Annotated in this window: 11 protein-coding genes; 7 read left to right on the top strand and 4 right to left on the bottom strand. The window is 60.9% G+C overall.

Annotated features, from left to right (window positions below; translation table 11 throughout):
* Window positions 1-104: 104 nt before the first annotated feature.
* The 4 genes from BN874_RS01455 to treS all read right to left on the bottom strand — a co-directional run bounded on the left by BN874_RS01455 (window position 105) and on the right by treS (window position 9,701).
* Window positions 105-2,018 carry a DUF389 domain-containing protein gene (locus BN874_RS01455; protein WP_051497291.1) on the bottom strand — a complete coding sequence of 638 codons (1,914 nt, stop codon included), beginning with the start codon at window positions 2,016-2,018 and terminating at the stop codon, window positions 105-107.
* Window positions 2,019-2,088: 70 nt separating this feature from the next.
* The gene (gene treZ / locus BN874_RS01460; protein ID WP_034430403.1) at window positions 2,089-3,927 is read right to left on the bottom strand and encodes a malto-oligosyltrehalose trehalohydrolase; all 1,839 of its coding nucleotides are present in this window, start codon (window positions 3,925-3,927) and stop codon (window positions 2,089-2,091) included.
* A 174-nt stretch (window positions 3,928-4,101) separates the two neighbouring features.
* Window positions 4,102-6,249, bottom strand: a complete 2,148-nt coding sequence (glgX, locus tag BN874_RS01465) for a glycogen debranching protein GlgX (protein ID WP_034430404.1) — start codon at window positions 6,247-6,249, stop codon at window positions 4,102-4,104.
* A 53-nt stretch (window positions 6,250-6,302) separates the two neighbouring features.
* Window positions 6,303-9,701, bottom strand: a complete 3,399-nt coding sequence (gene treS, locus BN874_RS01470) for a maltose alpha-D-glucosyltransferase (RefSeq protein WP_051497292.1) — start codon at window positions 9,699-9,701, stop codon at window positions 6,303-6,305.
* 142 nt (window positions 9,702-9,843) lie between these two features.
* On the opposite strand from treS, the gene BN874_RS26305 reads away from it, so the two are divergent.
* The 7 genes from BN874_RS26305 to tsaE all read left to right on the top strand — a co-directional run bounded on the left by BN874_RS26305 (window position 9,844) and on the right by tsaE (window position 15,665).
* Complete coding sequence (locus BN874_RS26305; RefSeq protein ID WP_420886094.1) at window positions 9,844-10,152, top strand: hypothetical protein; 309 nt, start codon at window positions 9,844-9,846, stop codon at window positions 10,150-10,152.
* Window positions 10,116-10,712 (top strand): methylated-DNA--[protein]-cysteine S-methyltransferase, encoded by a 597-nt coding sequence (locus BN874_RS01475; protein ID WP_420886095.1) that lies wholly within the window; start codon window positions 10,116-10,118, stop codon window positions 10,710-10,712. The genes BN874_RS26305 and BN874_RS01475 overlap by 37 nt, the downstream gene beginning before the upstream one ends.
* 103 nt (window positions 10,713-10,815) lie before the next feature.
* Window positions 10,816-12,351 carry a 2-isopropylmalate synthase gene (locus tag BN874_RS01480; protein ID WP_034430405.1) on the top strand — a complete coding sequence of 512 codons (1,536 nt, stop codon included), beginning with the start codon at window positions 10,816-10,818 and terminating at the stop codon, window positions 12,349-12,351.
* 7 nt (window positions 12,352-12,358) lie between these two features.
* Window positions 12,359-13,195, top strand: a complete 837-nt coding sequence (locus BN874_RS01485) for a uracil-DNA glycosylase (RefSeq protein WP_034430407.1) — start codon at window positions 12,359-12,361, stop codon at window positions 13,193-13,195.
* Window positions 13,192-13,662: a ribosomal protein S18-alanine N-acetyltransferase gene (rimI, locus tag BN874_RS01490; protein WP_034430408.1), complete on the top strand. Its 471-nt coding sequence runs from the start codon at window positions 13,192-13,194 to the stop codon at window positions 13,660-13,662. Before BN874_RS01485 ends, rimI begins: the two co-directional genes overlap by 4 nt.
* A gap of 59 nt (window positions 13,663-13,721) precedes the next feature.
* Window positions 13,722-15,212, top strand: a complete 1,491-nt coding sequence (locus BN874_RS01495; RefSeq protein WP_320411438.1) for an NAD(P)H-hydrate dehydratase — start codon at window positions 13,722-13,724, stop codon at window positions 15,210-15,212.
* 3 nt (window positions 15,213-15,215) lie between these two features.
* Window positions 15,216-15,665, top strand: a complete 450-nt coding sequence (gene tsaE, locus BN874_RS01500) for a tRNA (adenosine(37)-N6)-threonylcarbamoyltransferase complex ATPase subunit type 1 TsaE (RefSeq protein WP_034430411.1) — start codon at window positions 15,216-15,218, stop codon at window positions 15,663-15,665.
* Window positions 15,666-15,669: the final 4 nt, after the last annotated feature.

Here is a 15,669-nt window from a genome sequence, read left to right on the forward strand (position 1 = left end):
GTAGGGAGAGAATGTGGAACGGGCTTTGTTCCAGCCCGTCAAATCGGCTCGCAACGAGCCATGCACCGGTTGGCGGTCGTCGGATGATGTTGGGACGTTCTTGATCAGAGGATGACCACGATAGTGGCCTCCAGCGTCACCGGGCGGCCGAGCCGGGATTCAATGGCCCGCTTGACCCGCTCCACGTCTGCTCGGTCCAGGGTGGTGGGCGATAGCAACCGTATCGACAAATGCAACCGGTCGCCCGGAAGCAATGCCGCCTCACGCAAAATCACCCCGGCGATCTCCTGGCCCTCCAAAGCCCGAACGATGGCGTTTTGTTCGACCATCCGGGTGAAACCCACGCTCAGCGGTACGCTCACCACTCCGACCAGCGCCAGCGCCGTCAGCAATCCTCGTTGCGCCAACCGAAACGGGCCAAATCCGAGCAGCAGAAACGTCAGGTTGCCGGCCAGCAAGATACCGAACAGATTGGTCAGGAACAGCAGGAAGGAATTTCGGAACACCATCCACTCGCCCCAGCCAAGGCCAATGCCAGCAACGGCGAGTGGAGGCACTAAAGCCACCGCAATCGCCACGCCGGCCAGGCTACGGGCGATTTCCTCGCGGGCATGAGCGTAGGCACCGACCACTCCGGACACCAGAGCGATACCCAAATCCAGCAGGGTCGGGTTAAGACGGGCGGCGATTTCGCTGGTCACCGAATGCAAGGGGATGACCCAGGTCATGGCTGCCGCGCAACTCAACGCCAGCAGCAGACCCAGGATCAAGGTCTTCAGGCTATCAGCCAACAGATTGCCATCCTGGCGCACCACCGCCATCGCCAGCGAGATGATCGGCGCCATCAGCGGCGCCAGAATCATGGCCCCGATGATCACGGGAGCCGAATTGGCGAACAGGCCGAGGCAGGCCAGCAGGGTGGACAACACCATCAGCGTCAAATAGGCCGATGAAGGATGGGCGTTATCGCGCAACGCCAGATACAGATCCTTAAACTCTTCGGTGCTGGCTCGGTGCAGCCAGGGCAGAGGTTGGCTGTCCAGCGCGGTTCTGGACTCACCGACCGGCAGGCCTTGCACCTTATAGATTTCCTTGGCTTGCGGCGATCCTTCCTGCAGGTCCAGCCGCCGACCCGGCAGTAGCCGCAAGGTTTTGGGCGCTACCGTCAACTCCAGTTGGCGGGCGCTGATCCAGGCTCCATCCTGCGAATAATCCAGTGGACGGGAACTGGTCACCGTCAGCGCCGCCGTTTTGATGTGTCCAACGAACGGCGGCAGTTTTTCACGTTGACCGCCCAGAATCAGCGCCGCCAGCAGGAAGCGCAATATCTCCATGCGGCTGCGCGGCGCCAGGATCAGCGCATGGAGCATCCCGTCGTTGCCGCCGCTGTCGTCAATGATCCACCGAAATAACAGCGAAGCATGGCCCTTTTTGACGATCACGATGCCCAGCGCGACCGTCACCAGGCTCTTGTCCTTGCCGGTGGTGAGGGTGTAGGGATGCAGTTGCTGAATGCCAAATCCTGATCGCAGGATGCTCAGAAACCGCTGGAGTCGGGTGCGAAAGCCAGGGGACTGACCGCCTCCGCTCAGTGAGAACATTTCGCCAATCACCACCGAGTTGAAAACAGGGCGGGAGTTGGCGTACAGCAGGTCAACGCGCCCTTCCTTGGCGCCATTCAACGCATCGTCCAGTGCGTGTTCCAGGCGGGGCGCGACACCAAAGCATCGCCGCGCCTGGTTCAAGCCCGGATGCGGCAACAACCCGATGATCCATTGCCGGGCGACCGCTTCTGGCGCTAATTCGGCAAACTGGTCGTCATTCAGGTAAGTCAGCACGGTCATCCCTGCTGGCCAATCTGGCAGTGTGTTGAGCCGGTAAGAGACTACTTGCGCCGGACGATCCGCCAACAAGGGCAGGAGCGTGTCCCGCACCTCGATTTCGGCAGCGGGATCGAACAGCAGACCGAGTGAGAGGTCAGGGAGTTGGTCGGCGGGATCGTCCGGAACATGGGTCATTGATCGCCATCATCAGTAGGAAAAAGTGTGGAACGGGCTTCCAGCCCGTTACGGCGGTGGCCAGCCGATTCTAAATTTCAGTGGTGTAGACCACCACCGCGTAAGGCGAAAGCGTTATGGTATCCGGCAGGCTCCCATCGGGGAGTTGCGGTAGCAGGCCAGAATTTTCGCCGCCCCACGTTGTATCGGCGGAGTCGATTACTTTACGCCATGCGCCGACACCGGGTTCGACGGTCACAGTCGCCGAGTCAGCGGCGAAATTCATCCAGGCGACTATCCGGTTGCCGTCGCGCCAGCGCCGCAATTCCAGTACGCCTGGTGCAATTATGGTTGCGGTCAGGCTGGCGTTATCGAGATGAGCCAGCGCGGGCAGTTCCCGCCGCAGTCGCAACAACTCGCGGTAAAAAGCGCGTAATTGACCCTGCCGACCTCTTTTGCCCAGTTCCCATTGCAGCTTTGAGTCCTCGAACGTGGTCTCTGCCTGCGGATCGGGCGCTTCGCCTTTGGCATGGAACGCCGCGAATTCTTTTTTCCGGCCTTCGCGCACCCCTTCAATCAAGGCCGGATCGCCGTGGCTGATGAAATACAGGAACGGTCGGGGTTCGCCGTACTCCTCGCCCATGAATAGCAACGGCAGATAGGGCGACAGCAGCACTGCCGCTGCTACCAGTTTCAGCGCCGGAAACGGCAGCAGACCGGACAGCCGCTCACCCAGCGCCCGGTTGCCGACCTGATCGTGATTCTGGCTGCACACCACGAACCGCCAGGCCGGACAGTCGCCGGGATCGTCGCCGTGGAAACGCTGGCGGTGCGGGGAATAGTCCCAAGCGTAAACGAATGGCCGACGATAGGCCTGCGCCAACTGTTCCAAAGCGCCGAAATCCGCGTAATAGCCATGCCGCTCGCCGGTCAGCACCGTATGCAAAGCGTGGTGGAAATCGTCGCTCCATTGCCCGTCCAGCCCGTAACCGCCGGTGGCTGGGGTGCGAACGATACGCGGATCATTGAGATCGCTTTCGGCGATGAGATAGCAGGGCCGACCCTGGCGTTGTCCGCAATCCGCAGCGACTTCAGCCAGTTCCGCCAGAATATGGCGGGCGCCGAAGTCGTAAATAGCGTGGACGGCATCCAGCCGCAGCGCGTCGCAGTGGCAGGTCTCGAACCAGTAACGCGCATTGCCGACCATATACTCGCGCACACCGGGACTATGCGGGCCGTCGTAATTGACCGCATCGCCCCAGGGGGTGCGGTACTGACTGGTGAAATACGTTCCCAGCCCCCACAGGTAATTACCTTCGGGGCCGAGGTGGTTGTAGACCACGTCCATGATGACCGCCAATCCTTCGCGGTGGCAGGCGGCCACCAGCCGCTTCAATCCCTCGACCCCACCGTAAGAGTGTTGGGCCGCATAAGGGTAAACGCCGTCGTAACCCCAATTGCGCTCGCCGGGGAATTGGGCGACCGGCAGTAGTTCCAACGCATTCACTCCCAGTTCCCGCAATTCGGGCAGGCGGGGAATGATGGCGTCGAACGTACCCTCAGCAGTGAAGGTTCCGACATGCAGCTCATACATCACCCACTGTGGCAGCGGCGGTGGTTGCCAGCCGCCATCGGTCCAGGCAAAGGCATGATCAACCACTCGCGATGGACCATGCACTCCTTGCGGCTGGCTGTAGGAGGCGGGATCGGGGCGGTCAGTTTCGCCATCCCACTGGTAAAAGTAGAGTGCACCGGGTTCGATGCCGGTGATAGTGGCATGCCAGTAGCCCCGCTCATCGCGGATCATGGGAATCAGTCGATCAGCGGGCGCGATCAGATGAACCGCCGCTTGCTTGAGCAAGGGCGCCCACAAGGTGAAGACACAGTGCTGATCGCCGCGATAATGAGCGCCCAATTTGAAAGGGTTCATGGAAATCAAGTCTCCTTGTCCAGTCAGTAGATACCGTTTTAATGCTTAATAAGCAGGAGCGGATCGCCATCTTTTTGGCAACCCAACATGAATTTGGAAAACTGAAACGGACTTGGTGAGGGTGAGACCAGTTGGATCGGCTGGCGTCAGGCCCAGCCAATATGGAAAAGAGGGTTATTCTGAAGCCGCGACACTGGACGGTCGTTGCAGAACCACCAGCGCCCGGCCAGCCACCGGCACGGTGGGCGCTTCGGCATCGTAGCTGCGGCCACGTTGCAAAAAGCGGGGCTGGGCGGTGTCCATCACCGTCCGCCATTGCCCTTGTTGCAAGGTTTCGGGCAAGGCGAATTCCACCGCCTCATGGTGGGCGTTGAACAGCAAAATGAAGTCGTCGTCAATGATCCGCTCGCCACGCCGGTTGGGAGTGGCGATCTCCTCACCGTTGAGAAAGATGCCGATGACCTTGGTCAACCCATCATGCCATTGTTCCTCGGTCATCTCGCCGCCATCGGGATTGAACCAGAGGATGTCGTTCACGCCGGAACCGTGAATTGAGCGCCCCTGGAACCATTTGCGCCGGCGCAGCACCGGATGGTCGTAGCGAAACGCCATCAGCTCGCGGACAAATTCCAGCAGCGCCGCGTTTTCTTCCGGCAAATCCCAGTTCAGCCAGGAAATCTTGTTATCCTGACAATAGGCATTGTTATTGCCGCCCTGGCTGCGGCCCATCTCGTCGCCGGCCAGCAGCATCGGGACGCCCTGCGACAGGAACAGGGTTGCCAGAAAATTGCGCTGCTGACGCAAGCGCAGTTGCAAAATCTCCGAATCGTCAGTCTCGCCTTCAGCGCCGCAATTCCAGGAGCGGTTGTGGCTTTCCCCGTCGCGGTTGCCCTCGCCGTTGGCTTCATTGCGCTTTTCGTGGTAGCTGACCAGATCGCGCAGGGTGAAACCGTCGTGGGCGATGATGAAATTGATGCTGGCGCTGGGATTGCGCCCGTTGGGCTGATACAGATCGGAGCTGCCGGTGAAGCGGAAGGAGAAATCGGCCAACCGACTCGGTTCACCGCGCCAGAAGTCGCGCACCGTATCCCGATAGCGGCCATTCCATTCCGACCAGAGTAGCGGAAAGCCGCCCACATGATAGCCGCCTTCGCCCACATCCCATGGTTCGGCGATCAGTTTTACATCGGACAGCACCGGGTCCTGATGAATGATGTCGAAGAACGCGGCCAGCCGATCAACCGCGTACAGTTCCCGCGCCAGCGCCGAGGCCAGGTCGAAACGGAAGCCGTCGACGTGCATCTCCAGCACCCAGTAGCGCAGGCTATCCATGATCAGCTTGAGCACCTGTGGATGGCGGACATTGAGCGAGTTGCCGCAGCCAGTAAAATCCATGTAGTAGCGCGGATTGTCCTCGACCAGCCGATAATAGGCGGCGTTGTCGATCCCGCGCAGGGTCAGGGTCGGTCCCATCTGGTTGCCTTCGCCGGTGTGGTTGTAGACCACGTCCAGAATCACCTCGATGCCGGCTCGGTGCAGCGACTTGACCATTTCCTTGAACTCGCGCACCTGTTCGCCGTAGTGGCCGCTGGCGCTGTAGCCGGAATACGGAGCAAAGAAATTCAGCGAGTCGTAACCCCAGTAATTGCGCAGCCCGGTAGCGGCCAGATGACCGGGATGGGCCAGGTAGTGATGCACCGGCATCAACTCGACCGCGGTGACATCAATGGAGCGCAGATGGGCAATCGCGGCGGGATGCGCCAGGCCCGCGTAGGTGCCGCGCAGTTCCGGCGGAATGTCCGGGTGCAGGCGGGTGAATCCCCGAACGTGCAGTTCATAGATCACCGTCTCATGCCAGGGTGTGCGCAGCAATTCGTCGCCTTCCCAGTCGAAACGGGGATCGATCACCACGGCCTTCGGCATCAGCGGCGCGCTGTTGCTTTTAGAAAAGGCCAGATCGTCTTCGGGTTGATGCCACGGGTAACCGAAAATTCTCTTACCGAAGCGAACATCGCCGTCGAGCGCTTTGGCATAGGGATCAATCAGCAGCTTGTTGGGGTTGAAGCGATGACCCTCGTGCGGCGCGAACGGGCCATGCACCCGAAAGCCATAGCGCTGCCCCGGCCCGATTTCCGGTACGTAGCCGTGCCAAATGAACTTGTTGACCTCCTTCAGTTCCAGCCGGGTTTCTTTGTTTTTCTCGTCAAACAGGCAGAGCTCAACCTGGGTGGCGTTTTCCGAAAACAGCGCGAAATTAGTACCCTTGCCATCCCAAGAAGCGCCCAACGGATAAGGTTTGCCAGGCCAAAGCGGATGAGACATAAAACCTCCTTAGCACAGCTTTCACAAGGTTAAATTAAAATTCTTGGATGGTTTCATCTTGGCCCATCCTTCGCTTCGAGTGAGAAGAGTTCACACAATCCCCCGAGCGGAATGGCGACCCAATCGGGGCGGTTGTCCAATTCGTAACGCAGTTCGTAACAGGCTTTCTCCAAGGTAAACAGTTCCAGCAGTATCTTTACCTGATCGGGATCGGTGGGATATCCCGGACTGTCCCCCACCGCTTCAACATAGGCGTTCAGAAACGCGGCGCGGGTTTGCTGTTCCCAAGCGCTGAGATACGGCCAAAGCTCCGTCCAGTGGCAGGTTCCATCAGCGGTGGCCTGCCGCAGAGCGGCATGAGCCGCATAGTTGAACGAGCGCAACATCCCCACTACGTCTCGCAGTGGCGAATGTTTGGCGCGTCGCTCCGCCAGCGACCGCGACGGCTCGCCCTCGAAGTCGATAATGATCACATCGTCCCTGGCCACCAGCACCTGGCCGAGATGGTAATCCCCGTGATAGCGCGTCTTGGCGGCCTGGGGAGTCAGCGTTTCGATTTGCGCGGATCGGGCCTCCACCGTGCCTCTGGATTCCAGCACTTGGGTCGCCAGCGAGGCATAGCGGCCCGCCTGCGGTAGGCCGATTTGGGCCGTGAGTACCCGTTCGGCCAGCGACCGCGCCAGCTCCGGGAGCCGATGCCGGGACTGCTCCAGTTGTTCAAACGTCGTCTTCACTTCCCCACGGATTTGGTCCATCCAGTCGCTCAGATCAACCGCCGTAATCGGTTCTGGATCGAACGCTGGATCGCCGGTGGTTTGCGCCAGCGCCCGGTGCAATTCGCCGGTGCGCTGGCCCAGAGTCGTGGCAAATAGCAAATAGACCGTATGGGTGTTTCCACCAGCTTCCCGGATTCTATCCGGCTGTTCGAGACAGTCCGTCAGAAAGCGTTTCAGATAATCCTGGGTATAACCCCAGGCATCGCCTTGATTGGCTACGAAGCCTTGCAACAACACCAGAGTGATGCTATCGCCCGCCTCGTCCTCATACTCGAGCGCGCCAGCCAGCGGCGCGATATTCGGAAAAGCGATTTCGGTGAGAAACCGGCCCATCTCCAACTCAGGGCTGATACCGGACTGCAAGCGGCGGTAGCCTTTCATCAGCAACCGCTCGCCGATAGCAAGGGTGGTGTTGCTGCTGTCCAGCGCCAGCCGCTTGACCGGCAGCACTTCCGGCGCATCGCCGGCCAGTTCGGCGAACGCCGGGGTGACGGAGAATCTCAACCAGCCTTGACCCAGGGGAACCCGGGCGCCACGCGCGATCATCTTGATCAGGGTTTGGCAAAACAGTTCGTCGGCAAAAGCGCCGTACAGCAGACCCGTCCGGGCCTTGGATCTCACCCTGGCCAGCGTGTAGGGCCACAGAGGCCGCAATTTTTCATCGCCGTCCTCCTCCCAGGCCAGTGCCAGCGGTAAGGCGTAATCCTGGGGCTCCGCCCGCCCGACCATCCAGACCCGCGCCCGCGCCAGTAACCACTCGCTGCGGTCGGCCCAGATCGCATATTTCTCGAACTCCACCCGTTCGATCTTTCCACCCTTACCGGCGAACCAGCGCTGGGTCGGGAGGAAGTCCGGCAAGATTCGTCGGATCAGCCGCTCGTGCAGGGTCGCCGCCATCGCCCGTCGACGTGGCTCGACCTCGTCGACGAAAAAGCTCTTCCAGCCCTGGAACAGCACCAGCACCCGCAATTCCAGGCCCGGCAGTGTGCCTTCATGCCAGACCGGTGGCGCGGCCTTGGTCAGTCGGAACCAGTAAAATCCTTGACGGGACAGCGTGAGCAGATAGGGCAATTCGCCAATGGGCGGAAAGGGAGTCTGACCAAGCATTTCCACCGGAACCAAGCCTTTATATTGTTTAAGGTCGAGTTCCACCGGCTGCGCCGCCCGCGACAGGTTGGCAACGCACAACACGACCTCGTCGGCGTAGCTCCGGGTATAGACCAGGATCTTGCGGTTGCCGGGGCGCAGCAGTTCCAGTCGGCCACGGCCAAACGCCTGACAGGATCGGCGCACCGCCAGCAACCGCCGGGTCCAGTTGAGCAGCGAGGCCGGTTCGCGCTGCTGCGCCTCGACGTTGACTGCTTCGTAGCCGTAGATCGGGTCCATGATCGGCGGCAGGTACAGGCGCTGCGGGTCAGCGTTGGAGAAGCCGGCGTTGCGGTCAGGACTCCACTGCATCGGAGTGCGCACCCCGTTGCGGTCGCCGAGATAGATGTTGTCGCCCATGCCGATTTCGTCGCCGTAATAGAGGATGGGCGTGCCCGGCATCGACAACAACAGGCTGTTCATCAGCTTGATTTTGGCTGGATCGTTATCCAGCAGCGGCGCCAGCCGCCGGCGGATGCCGACATTGACCCGCATTCGTGGATCGGCGGCGTAGGTGCGGTACATGTAGTCCCGCTCCCGGTCGGTGACCATTTCCAGCGTCAGTTCGTCGTGGTTACGCAGAAAGATCGCCCATTGGCAGGGGTCGGGAATGCTCGGGGTCTGCTCGAGAATATCCACCACCGGGTGGCGATCTTCCTGGGCAATGGCCATGAACATGCGCGGCATCAACGGGAAGTGATAGGCCATGTGGCACTCATCGCCATCGCCGAAATAGTCGCTCACGTCTTCCGGCCATTGATTGGCCTCGGCCAGGAACATTCGGCTACGGTAATGGGCGTCCACCACCGCCCGCATTTGTTTGATCACCGTGTGGGTTTCGAGCAAATTCTCGTTGGCGGTGCCCTCGCGCACGCACAGGTAGGGAATGGCGTCCAGCCGCAGCCCGTCTACTCCCAAATCCAGCCAGAATCGCATGATTTTGATCACCGCCTTCACCACCGCTGGATTGTTGTGATTCAAATCCGGCTGGTGGGAGAAAAATCGGTGCCAGTAATATTGCTGGGCTACTGGATCCCAGGCCCAGTTGGAAGTTTCAGTATCGGTGAAGATGATCCGGGTTTCCGGGAATTTCTGGTCGTCGTCGCTCCAGACGTAGAAATTCCGTTCCGGCGAACCACGCGGGGCGCGGCGCGCGGCCTGAAACCAGGGATGCTGGTCGGAGGTGTGGTTGATGACCAGTTCGGTGATGATTTTAAGCCCCCGGGCGTGGGCGGCGCGGACGAAGGCCCGAAAGTCGGCCAGCGTGCCATAATCGGGATGGACGTTCTGGTAATCGGAAATGTCGTAGCCGTCATCGCGCATCGGCGAGGGATAAAAAGGCATCAGCCACAGCGTATCCACTCCCAGTTCCTGGAGATAATCCAGCCGCTGGATCAAGCCCAGGAAATCACCGAAGCCATCCTGGCTGCTGTCGCCGAATGCTTTGACGTGCAGTTGATAAACAATGGCGTCCTTGTACCAGAGGGGATCTTCCACACCGATCCAGCCTTTGTTCGGGTTACGAACCATGCCTATCTCCTCTATCCTCGATATTGTGTTGAATAACAGCCTTCAAGGCTGTCGCCACTGAAGCAAATCGCGCAAGAATTGGGTGGCGCCCACGCTGTGTAGGCCACTAAGGTAATCTCGATACCCCACGGAGGCAATCCCTATGCACAGTCTGTCAGCGGCAAATAGCGACGTGCGCCGCAATTACGCACGGGTCGCTCAGGCGATTCGTTTCATCCGCGATCACCGGGCTGAGCAGCCGGATTTGACGACGGTTGCGCGTCACTTGCATCTCAGCGAATGCCATTTTCAGCGTCTTTTCACTGCTTGGGCGGGGATTAGCCCCAAGCGATTTTTGCAGTTTTTAACCGTTGAGTACGCCAAGGCCAGCATCGCCGATAGCCGAAATCTGCTGGATTTACCTTCGATGCCGGCTTGTCCAGTCCGGGGCGGTTGCACGACCTGTTCGTGACCTTCGAGGCGATGTCGCCGGGTGAATATCAGGCCGGCGGCGCCGGTCTAGCCCTTCGTTACGGGGTCCATGACACGCCGGTAGGCGCGGCGCTGATTGCAACGACTGCCCGAGGCATTTGCAACCTGCATTTCCTGGATCGGGCGGACGGCCCCAACGCCGAAGCGGCGCTGCGGCGAGAGTGGCCCAATGCGAAACTTCGCTGCGATCCGTCAACCACTCAGCCGCTGATCGACTCGATTTTCAATGCGGCTCCGTCCGCCCAGCAACTGCTCACGCTGCACATCAAGGGCAGCAACTTCCAGCTTCAGACCTGGCGGGCGTTGTTGCGAATTCCATACGGCGGGATCACCAGCTACCAGAGGCTCGCCGCGACCCTGGGTCGTCCCACCGCCGCCCGTGCGGTTGGTCATGCGGTCGCCCACAATCCGGTGGCCTATCTGATTCCCTGTCATCGCGTCTTACGGGAATCGGGCGAGTTGGGCGATTATCGCTGGGGATTGGAACGCAAGGCCGCGCTGATCGGTTGGGAAGCGGCTCACACTGCGGCTCGATCCTGATTCAGCGGATTGCATCGGGCCAGTCTGGTATATTTTTAAGAAACACCTCCCGCCCTCTGGCCGGGATCAGCCACTACCGCGTTCAGACCCCGGAGCAACCCGCATGAACCAGCTCATTATCTTTGACACCACCCTGCGCGACGGCGAACAGAGTCCCGGCGCTTCCATGACCAAGGACGAAAAGGTCCGCATCGCCAAGATGCTGGAGCGGATGCGGGTCGACGTGATCGAGGCCGGTTTTCCCATCGCCAGCCCCGGCGATTTCGAGGCGGTGCGAGCGGTGGCGCGGGCGGTCAAGGACAGCATCGTTTGCGGGTTGGCCCGCGCCGCCGACGCCGACATTGATCGCGCTGGCGAAGCCCTGAAGGAAGCGGCGGCGGGCCGCATCCACACCTTCATCGCCACTTCGCCGATCCACATGAAAATGAAGCTGCGGATGGAACCGGATCAGGTGCTGGAGCGGGCGGTGGAGGCGGTGCATCGCGCCCGGCGCTGGACTGATGATGTAGAATTTTCCGCCGAAGACGCCGGTCGCTCGGAACTGGATTTCCTGTGCCGGATCACCGAAGCCGTTATTGCCGCCGGGGCGCGGACTATCAATATTCCCGATACGGTCGGCTACAACGTTCCCGATCAGTTCGCCCACACTATCCGCAATTTGATCGAGCGGGTGCCGAACGCCGATAAGGCCATCTTCTCAGTCCATTGCCACAATGATCTGGGGCTGGCGGTCGCCAACTCATTGGCGGCGGTGCTGGCGGGAGCGCGGCAGGTAGAATGCACCATCAATGGTCTCGGCGAGCGGGCTGGCAATGCTTCACTGGAAGAGATCGTGATGACGGTACGGACTCGCCGCGACGTGTTCCAGCTCGAAACCGGAATTGACACTACGCAAATTGTCCCGGCCTCGCGGCTGGTCTCCAACATCACCGGCTTCCCGGTGCAGCCCAACAAGGCCATTGTCGGCGCTAACGCCTTCGCCCATGAATCCGGCATTCATCAGGATGGGGTGCTTAAACATCGCGAAACCTATGAAATCATGCGCGCCGAGGATGTGGGTTGGAATACTAACCGGATGGTGTTAGGCAAGCATTCCGGGCGCAATGCCTTCCGCACCCGGATGGACGAATTGGGCGTCAGCTTCAGTTCCGAAGAAGAGTTGAACGACGCTTTTGCCCGCTTCAAGGCGCTGGCCGACAAGAAGCACGAGATTTACGACGAGGATTTGCAGGCGCTGGTCACCGACGCCAATCTGGCGGCAGTCAACGAGCGGGTGAAACTGCGTTATCTGCGGGTCTGCTCGGAAACGGGCGAAACTCCGAACGCACAGGTGACGCTGGCGCTGGATGGGGTGGAACACAACGCCGCTGCGCAGGGTGGCGGCCCGGTGGATGCGGCATTCAAGGCCATCGAAAGCATTCTGCAAACCGGCACTGATCTGCTGCTGTATTCAGTCAACAACATCACCAGCGGTACCGATTCGCAGGGCGAAGTCACGGTTCGTGTCGCTAAAGGCGGGCGGATCGTCAACGGGCAAGGCGCGGATACTGACATCGTGATCGCCTCGGCCAAGGCGTACATCAACGCGCTGAATAAAGTGTTGCAGCCGAGTGAGCGGGAACATCCGCAACTGCTATAACTTTGGTATGAATCACGATCTCCGTCGCCAATACCTCGCCGCGCTGGGCATTCCGCTGTGGGTGCCGCGCTACCCGCTGGCACTGCAACCGGCTTTCTCCCCTCTCCCAGTGGGAGAGGGGTCGGGGGTGAGGGCCGAAGATGGCGCGCAAAATCCATTCACCGACGATTCCACGCGACCGATGAACGACGCACCGCCACCACGGACTGAAAACGCCGCCGCTGATGGGTCCCCGGTCATCCTGGCACCCAACCACCGGGCGGTGATGATTGCCGGCATGGACTGGGAACCGCTGGCGGTGGCCGTTCAAGAATGCACAGCGTGCGGGCTGTGCACCTCCCGCACCCAGACCGTATTTGGCGTTGGCAATCACCAGGCCGACTGGCTGATCATTGGTGAAGCGCCTGGCGCCGATGAAGACCGACTGGGCGAACCGTTCGTAGGGCGGGCCGGCAAGTTGCTGAATCCGATGCTGCTGGCCGTCGGTCTGAACCGCGAGCAGGTGTTTATTGCGAATGTTTTGAAATGCCGCCCGCCCGATAATCGTGACCCGGCTCCCGAAGAAGCTACGCAATGCCGTCCCTTCCTGAACCGGCAGATCGCGCTGATTCGACCCCGCATCATTCTCGCAGTGGGCCGCATCGCCGCCCAGAACCTGCTGGCAACCGATACCCCCATCGGCAAATTACGCGGTCAGGTGCATCGCTTCGGGCCGACGCGCATCCCGCTGGTGGTCACTTACCATCCCGCTTACCTGCTGCGCTCACCGCGTGAGAAGCGCCGGGCTTGGGACGATTTGCGGCTGGCACGGCGCGTTCTGACCCTCGAATCGCCCCCGCCATGAACGCCGCTCTGCATGAATGCGGCGTCGGCCGATTCCGCACCATGCTGTATGCCGATCTGGGCGAAATCCTGTCCATCGAAAAACGCGCTCATGCATTCGCCTGGACCGACAGCATCCTGCGCGACTGCATCCGGGCCAGCTATCGCTGCCGGGTGCTGGAAAACCCGCACAGTTTTATTCAAGCCTATGGGGTGATGTCGGCGGCAGCCGGCGAAGCCCACATTCTCAACCTCAGTGTGCGGCCAGAATTGCAGGGGCGCGGACTGGCGCGGCGGATGCTGGATCACCTGCTGGAACTGGCCCGCGCCGCCGAGGTGCAAACCGTGTTTCTGGAGGTTCGCCCCTCCAACGGTCGCGCCGTGCGACTCTATACTTCAGCGGGTTTCTGCGAGATTGGCCTGCGGCTCGGCTACTATCCCGCCGCCAGAGGGCGGGAAGATGCACTGGTGATGGCTAAAGAGTTATAAGTCTCCAGGACTTTCGCTTCTGGTTGTGCCTGTAATCATCGTGGTGAAGGAGAATTTCCATGCCTATGCGTACCCTGCCGGTTGAGCTGTACCGTGCGGCCCAAGTGCGGGAATTGGACCGCATCGCCATTGAGGAGCGCGGCATCCCCGGCCATACCCTGATGAATCAGGCTGGCGCGGCAGCGTTTCAACTGCTGCGACAACGCTGGCCGAAAGCGTGGCGGATCGAAGTGGTTTGCGGCGGTGGTAACAACGGCGGCGATGGCTATGTGGTGGCGCGCCTGGCTCGTCAAGCCGGGTTGGATGCGCGGATCATGACCCTCGCCGACCCGGAGAGCTTGCACGGCGACGCGCTGAGCGCTGCGCAGGAGGCCCGCGCTGCTGAGGTGCCGATCACCGCCTTCAATGTTGCCGATCTGACCGAGGCTGATCTACTGGTGGACGCCATTCTAGGCACTGGCCTGGAGCGGGAAGTCAGCGGTGCATGGCGGGAAGCGATAGCCGCCATGAACGCCCATCCCACCGCTGTTCTTGCGCTCGATATTCCTTCCGGCCTGCACGCCGATACGGGCGCGGTACTGGGGGCAACGATTCAGGCAGAGGTCACCCTCACTTTTATCGGCCTTAAACAAGGGCTATTCACCGGCCAAGGACCGGCCTGCTGCGGCGAGATCCATTTCACCTCTCTCGGCGTACCTCCTGACATCTACCCAGCGTTGCATCCGGCATCCTGGCGTTATGTCGGCGACGATCTGCCGACGCTGCTACCGCACCGCTCGCGCAGTGCCCACAAAGGCCACTTCGGTCATGTCCTGGTCATCGGCGGCGATCTGGGAATGGCCGGCGCAGCGCGGATGAGCGCTGAAGCTGCCGCTCGCTGCGGTGCCGGCCTGGTAAGCGTTGCGACCCGAAGCGTCCACGCCGGTTTGCAGGCAGCCGTTCGACCGGAGTTGATGTTCCACGGTATCGAAACCCCGGACCAACTCGCTCCTTTGCTGAACCGGGCCACGGTGATCGCGATTGGCCCCGGTCTGGGGCGCGGCGACTGGGGCCGGACTATGCTGCACGTCGCGCTCGCCAGTGATAAACCGCTGGTGCTGGACGCCGATGCGCTGAACCTGCTGGCAGCGGGACCGAGCTATCGCGATGACTGGATTCTGACCCCGCATCCCGGTGAAGCGGCTCGCTTGCTGAAGATGACCCCGGCTCAAGTCGAGGCTGACCGTTTCATCGCGGTTGAGGATCTGGCGCTGCGCTTCGGCGGCGTGGCGGTGCTGAAAGGCGCCGGTTCGCTCATTGCCGGTAAAGCGGACGGATTGGTAGCGCTGTGTACCACTGGCAATCCGGGCATGGCCAGCGGCGGGATGGGCGATGTACTGACCGGAGTGATTGCCGCTCTCGTGGCGCAGGGTTTACCGCTGTTTGCGGCAGCCAAAGCGGGGGTTTATCTGCACGGTCGGGCCGGTGATCGGGCAGCACAAGCCGGTGGCGAACGCGGGCTGCTCGCCACCGATTTACTGCCCTTCCTGCGGCAACTGATCAACGCCTAAGCCATGCTGGATTTCATTCTTGATTCCGCTACCGCTACCGAAACTCTCGGTGCGCGGCTGGCCCACGTTCTGACGCCCGGCTGCCTCCTTTACCTGCGCGGCGATCTGGGCGCCGGCAAGACCACGCTGGTGCGCGGTCTACTGCATGGCCTCGGCTACTCCGGCATCGTGAAAAGCCCGACCTACACCTTGGTGGAGCCGTATCTGATCGGGAAGTGGCGACTGTTTCACTGGGATTTGTATCGGTTGGCCGACTCGGAGGAACTGGAGTATCTGGGGCTGCGCGAGCAACTTGACGGCGAGGCGGTGCTGCTGATTGAATGGCCGGAACGCGGCTATGGCGAACTGCCGGCAGCGGATCTGGAGGTCACGCTTGATTATGCTGGCGAGGGTCGCGGCTGCCGGCTGGCCGCTGCTTCCACCGTGGGAACGCGGCTGCTGGCGCGGCTCTGAACGG

The sequence above is a fragment of the Candidatus Contendobacter odensis Run_B_J11 genome, assembly GCF_000531125.1.
In the GTDB taxonomy this organism is placed as follows: Bacteria; Pseudomonadota; Gammaproteobacteria; order Competibacterales; family Competibacteraceae; genus Contendibacter; species Contendibacter odensensis.

What these genes read in the sequence shown, in the direction of transcription:
- BN874_RS01455 (WP_051497291.1), bottom strand. Translation starts at nt 2,018, where the DNA reads ATGACCCATGTTCCGGACGATCCCGCCGACCAACTCCCTGACCTCTCA.
- treZ (WP_034430403.1), bottom strand. Translation starts at nt 3,927, where the DNA reads ATGAACCCTTTCAAATTGGGCGCTCATTATCGCGGCGATCAGCACTGT.
- glgX (WP_034430404.1), bottom strand. Translation starts at nt 6,249, where the DNA reads ATGTCTCATCCGCTTTGGCCTGGCAAACCTTATCCGTTGGGCGCTTCT.
- treS (WP_051497292.1), bottom strand. Translation starts at nt 9,701, where the DNA reads ATGGTTCGTAACCCGAACAAAGGCTGGATCGGTGTGGAAGATCCCCTC.
- BN874_RS26305 (WP_420886094.1), top strand. Translation starts at nt 9,844, where the DNA reads ATGCACAGTCTGTCAGCGGCAAATAGCGACGTGCGCCGCAATTACGCA.
- BN874_RS01480 (WP_034430405.1), top strand. Translation starts at nt 10,816, where the DNA reads ATGAACCAGCTCATTATCTTTGACACCACCCTGCGCGACGGCGAACAG.
- BN874_RS01485 (WP_034430407.1), top strand. Translation starts at nt 12,359, where the DNA reads ATGAATCACGATCTCCGTCGCCAATACCTCGCCGCGCTGGGCATTCCG.
- rimI (WP_034430408.1), top strand. Translation starts at nt 13,192, where the DNA reads ATGAACGCCGCTCTGCATGAATGCGGCGTCGGCCGATTCCGCACCATG.
- BN874_RS01495 (WP_320411438.1), top strand. Translation starts at nt 13,722, where the DNA reads ATGCCTATGCGTACCCTGCCGGTTGAGCTGTACCGTGCGGCCCAAGTG.
- tsaE (WP_034430411.1), top strand. Translation starts at nt 15,216, where the DNA reads ATGCTGGATTTCATTCTTGATTCCGCTACCGCTACCGAAACTCTCGGT.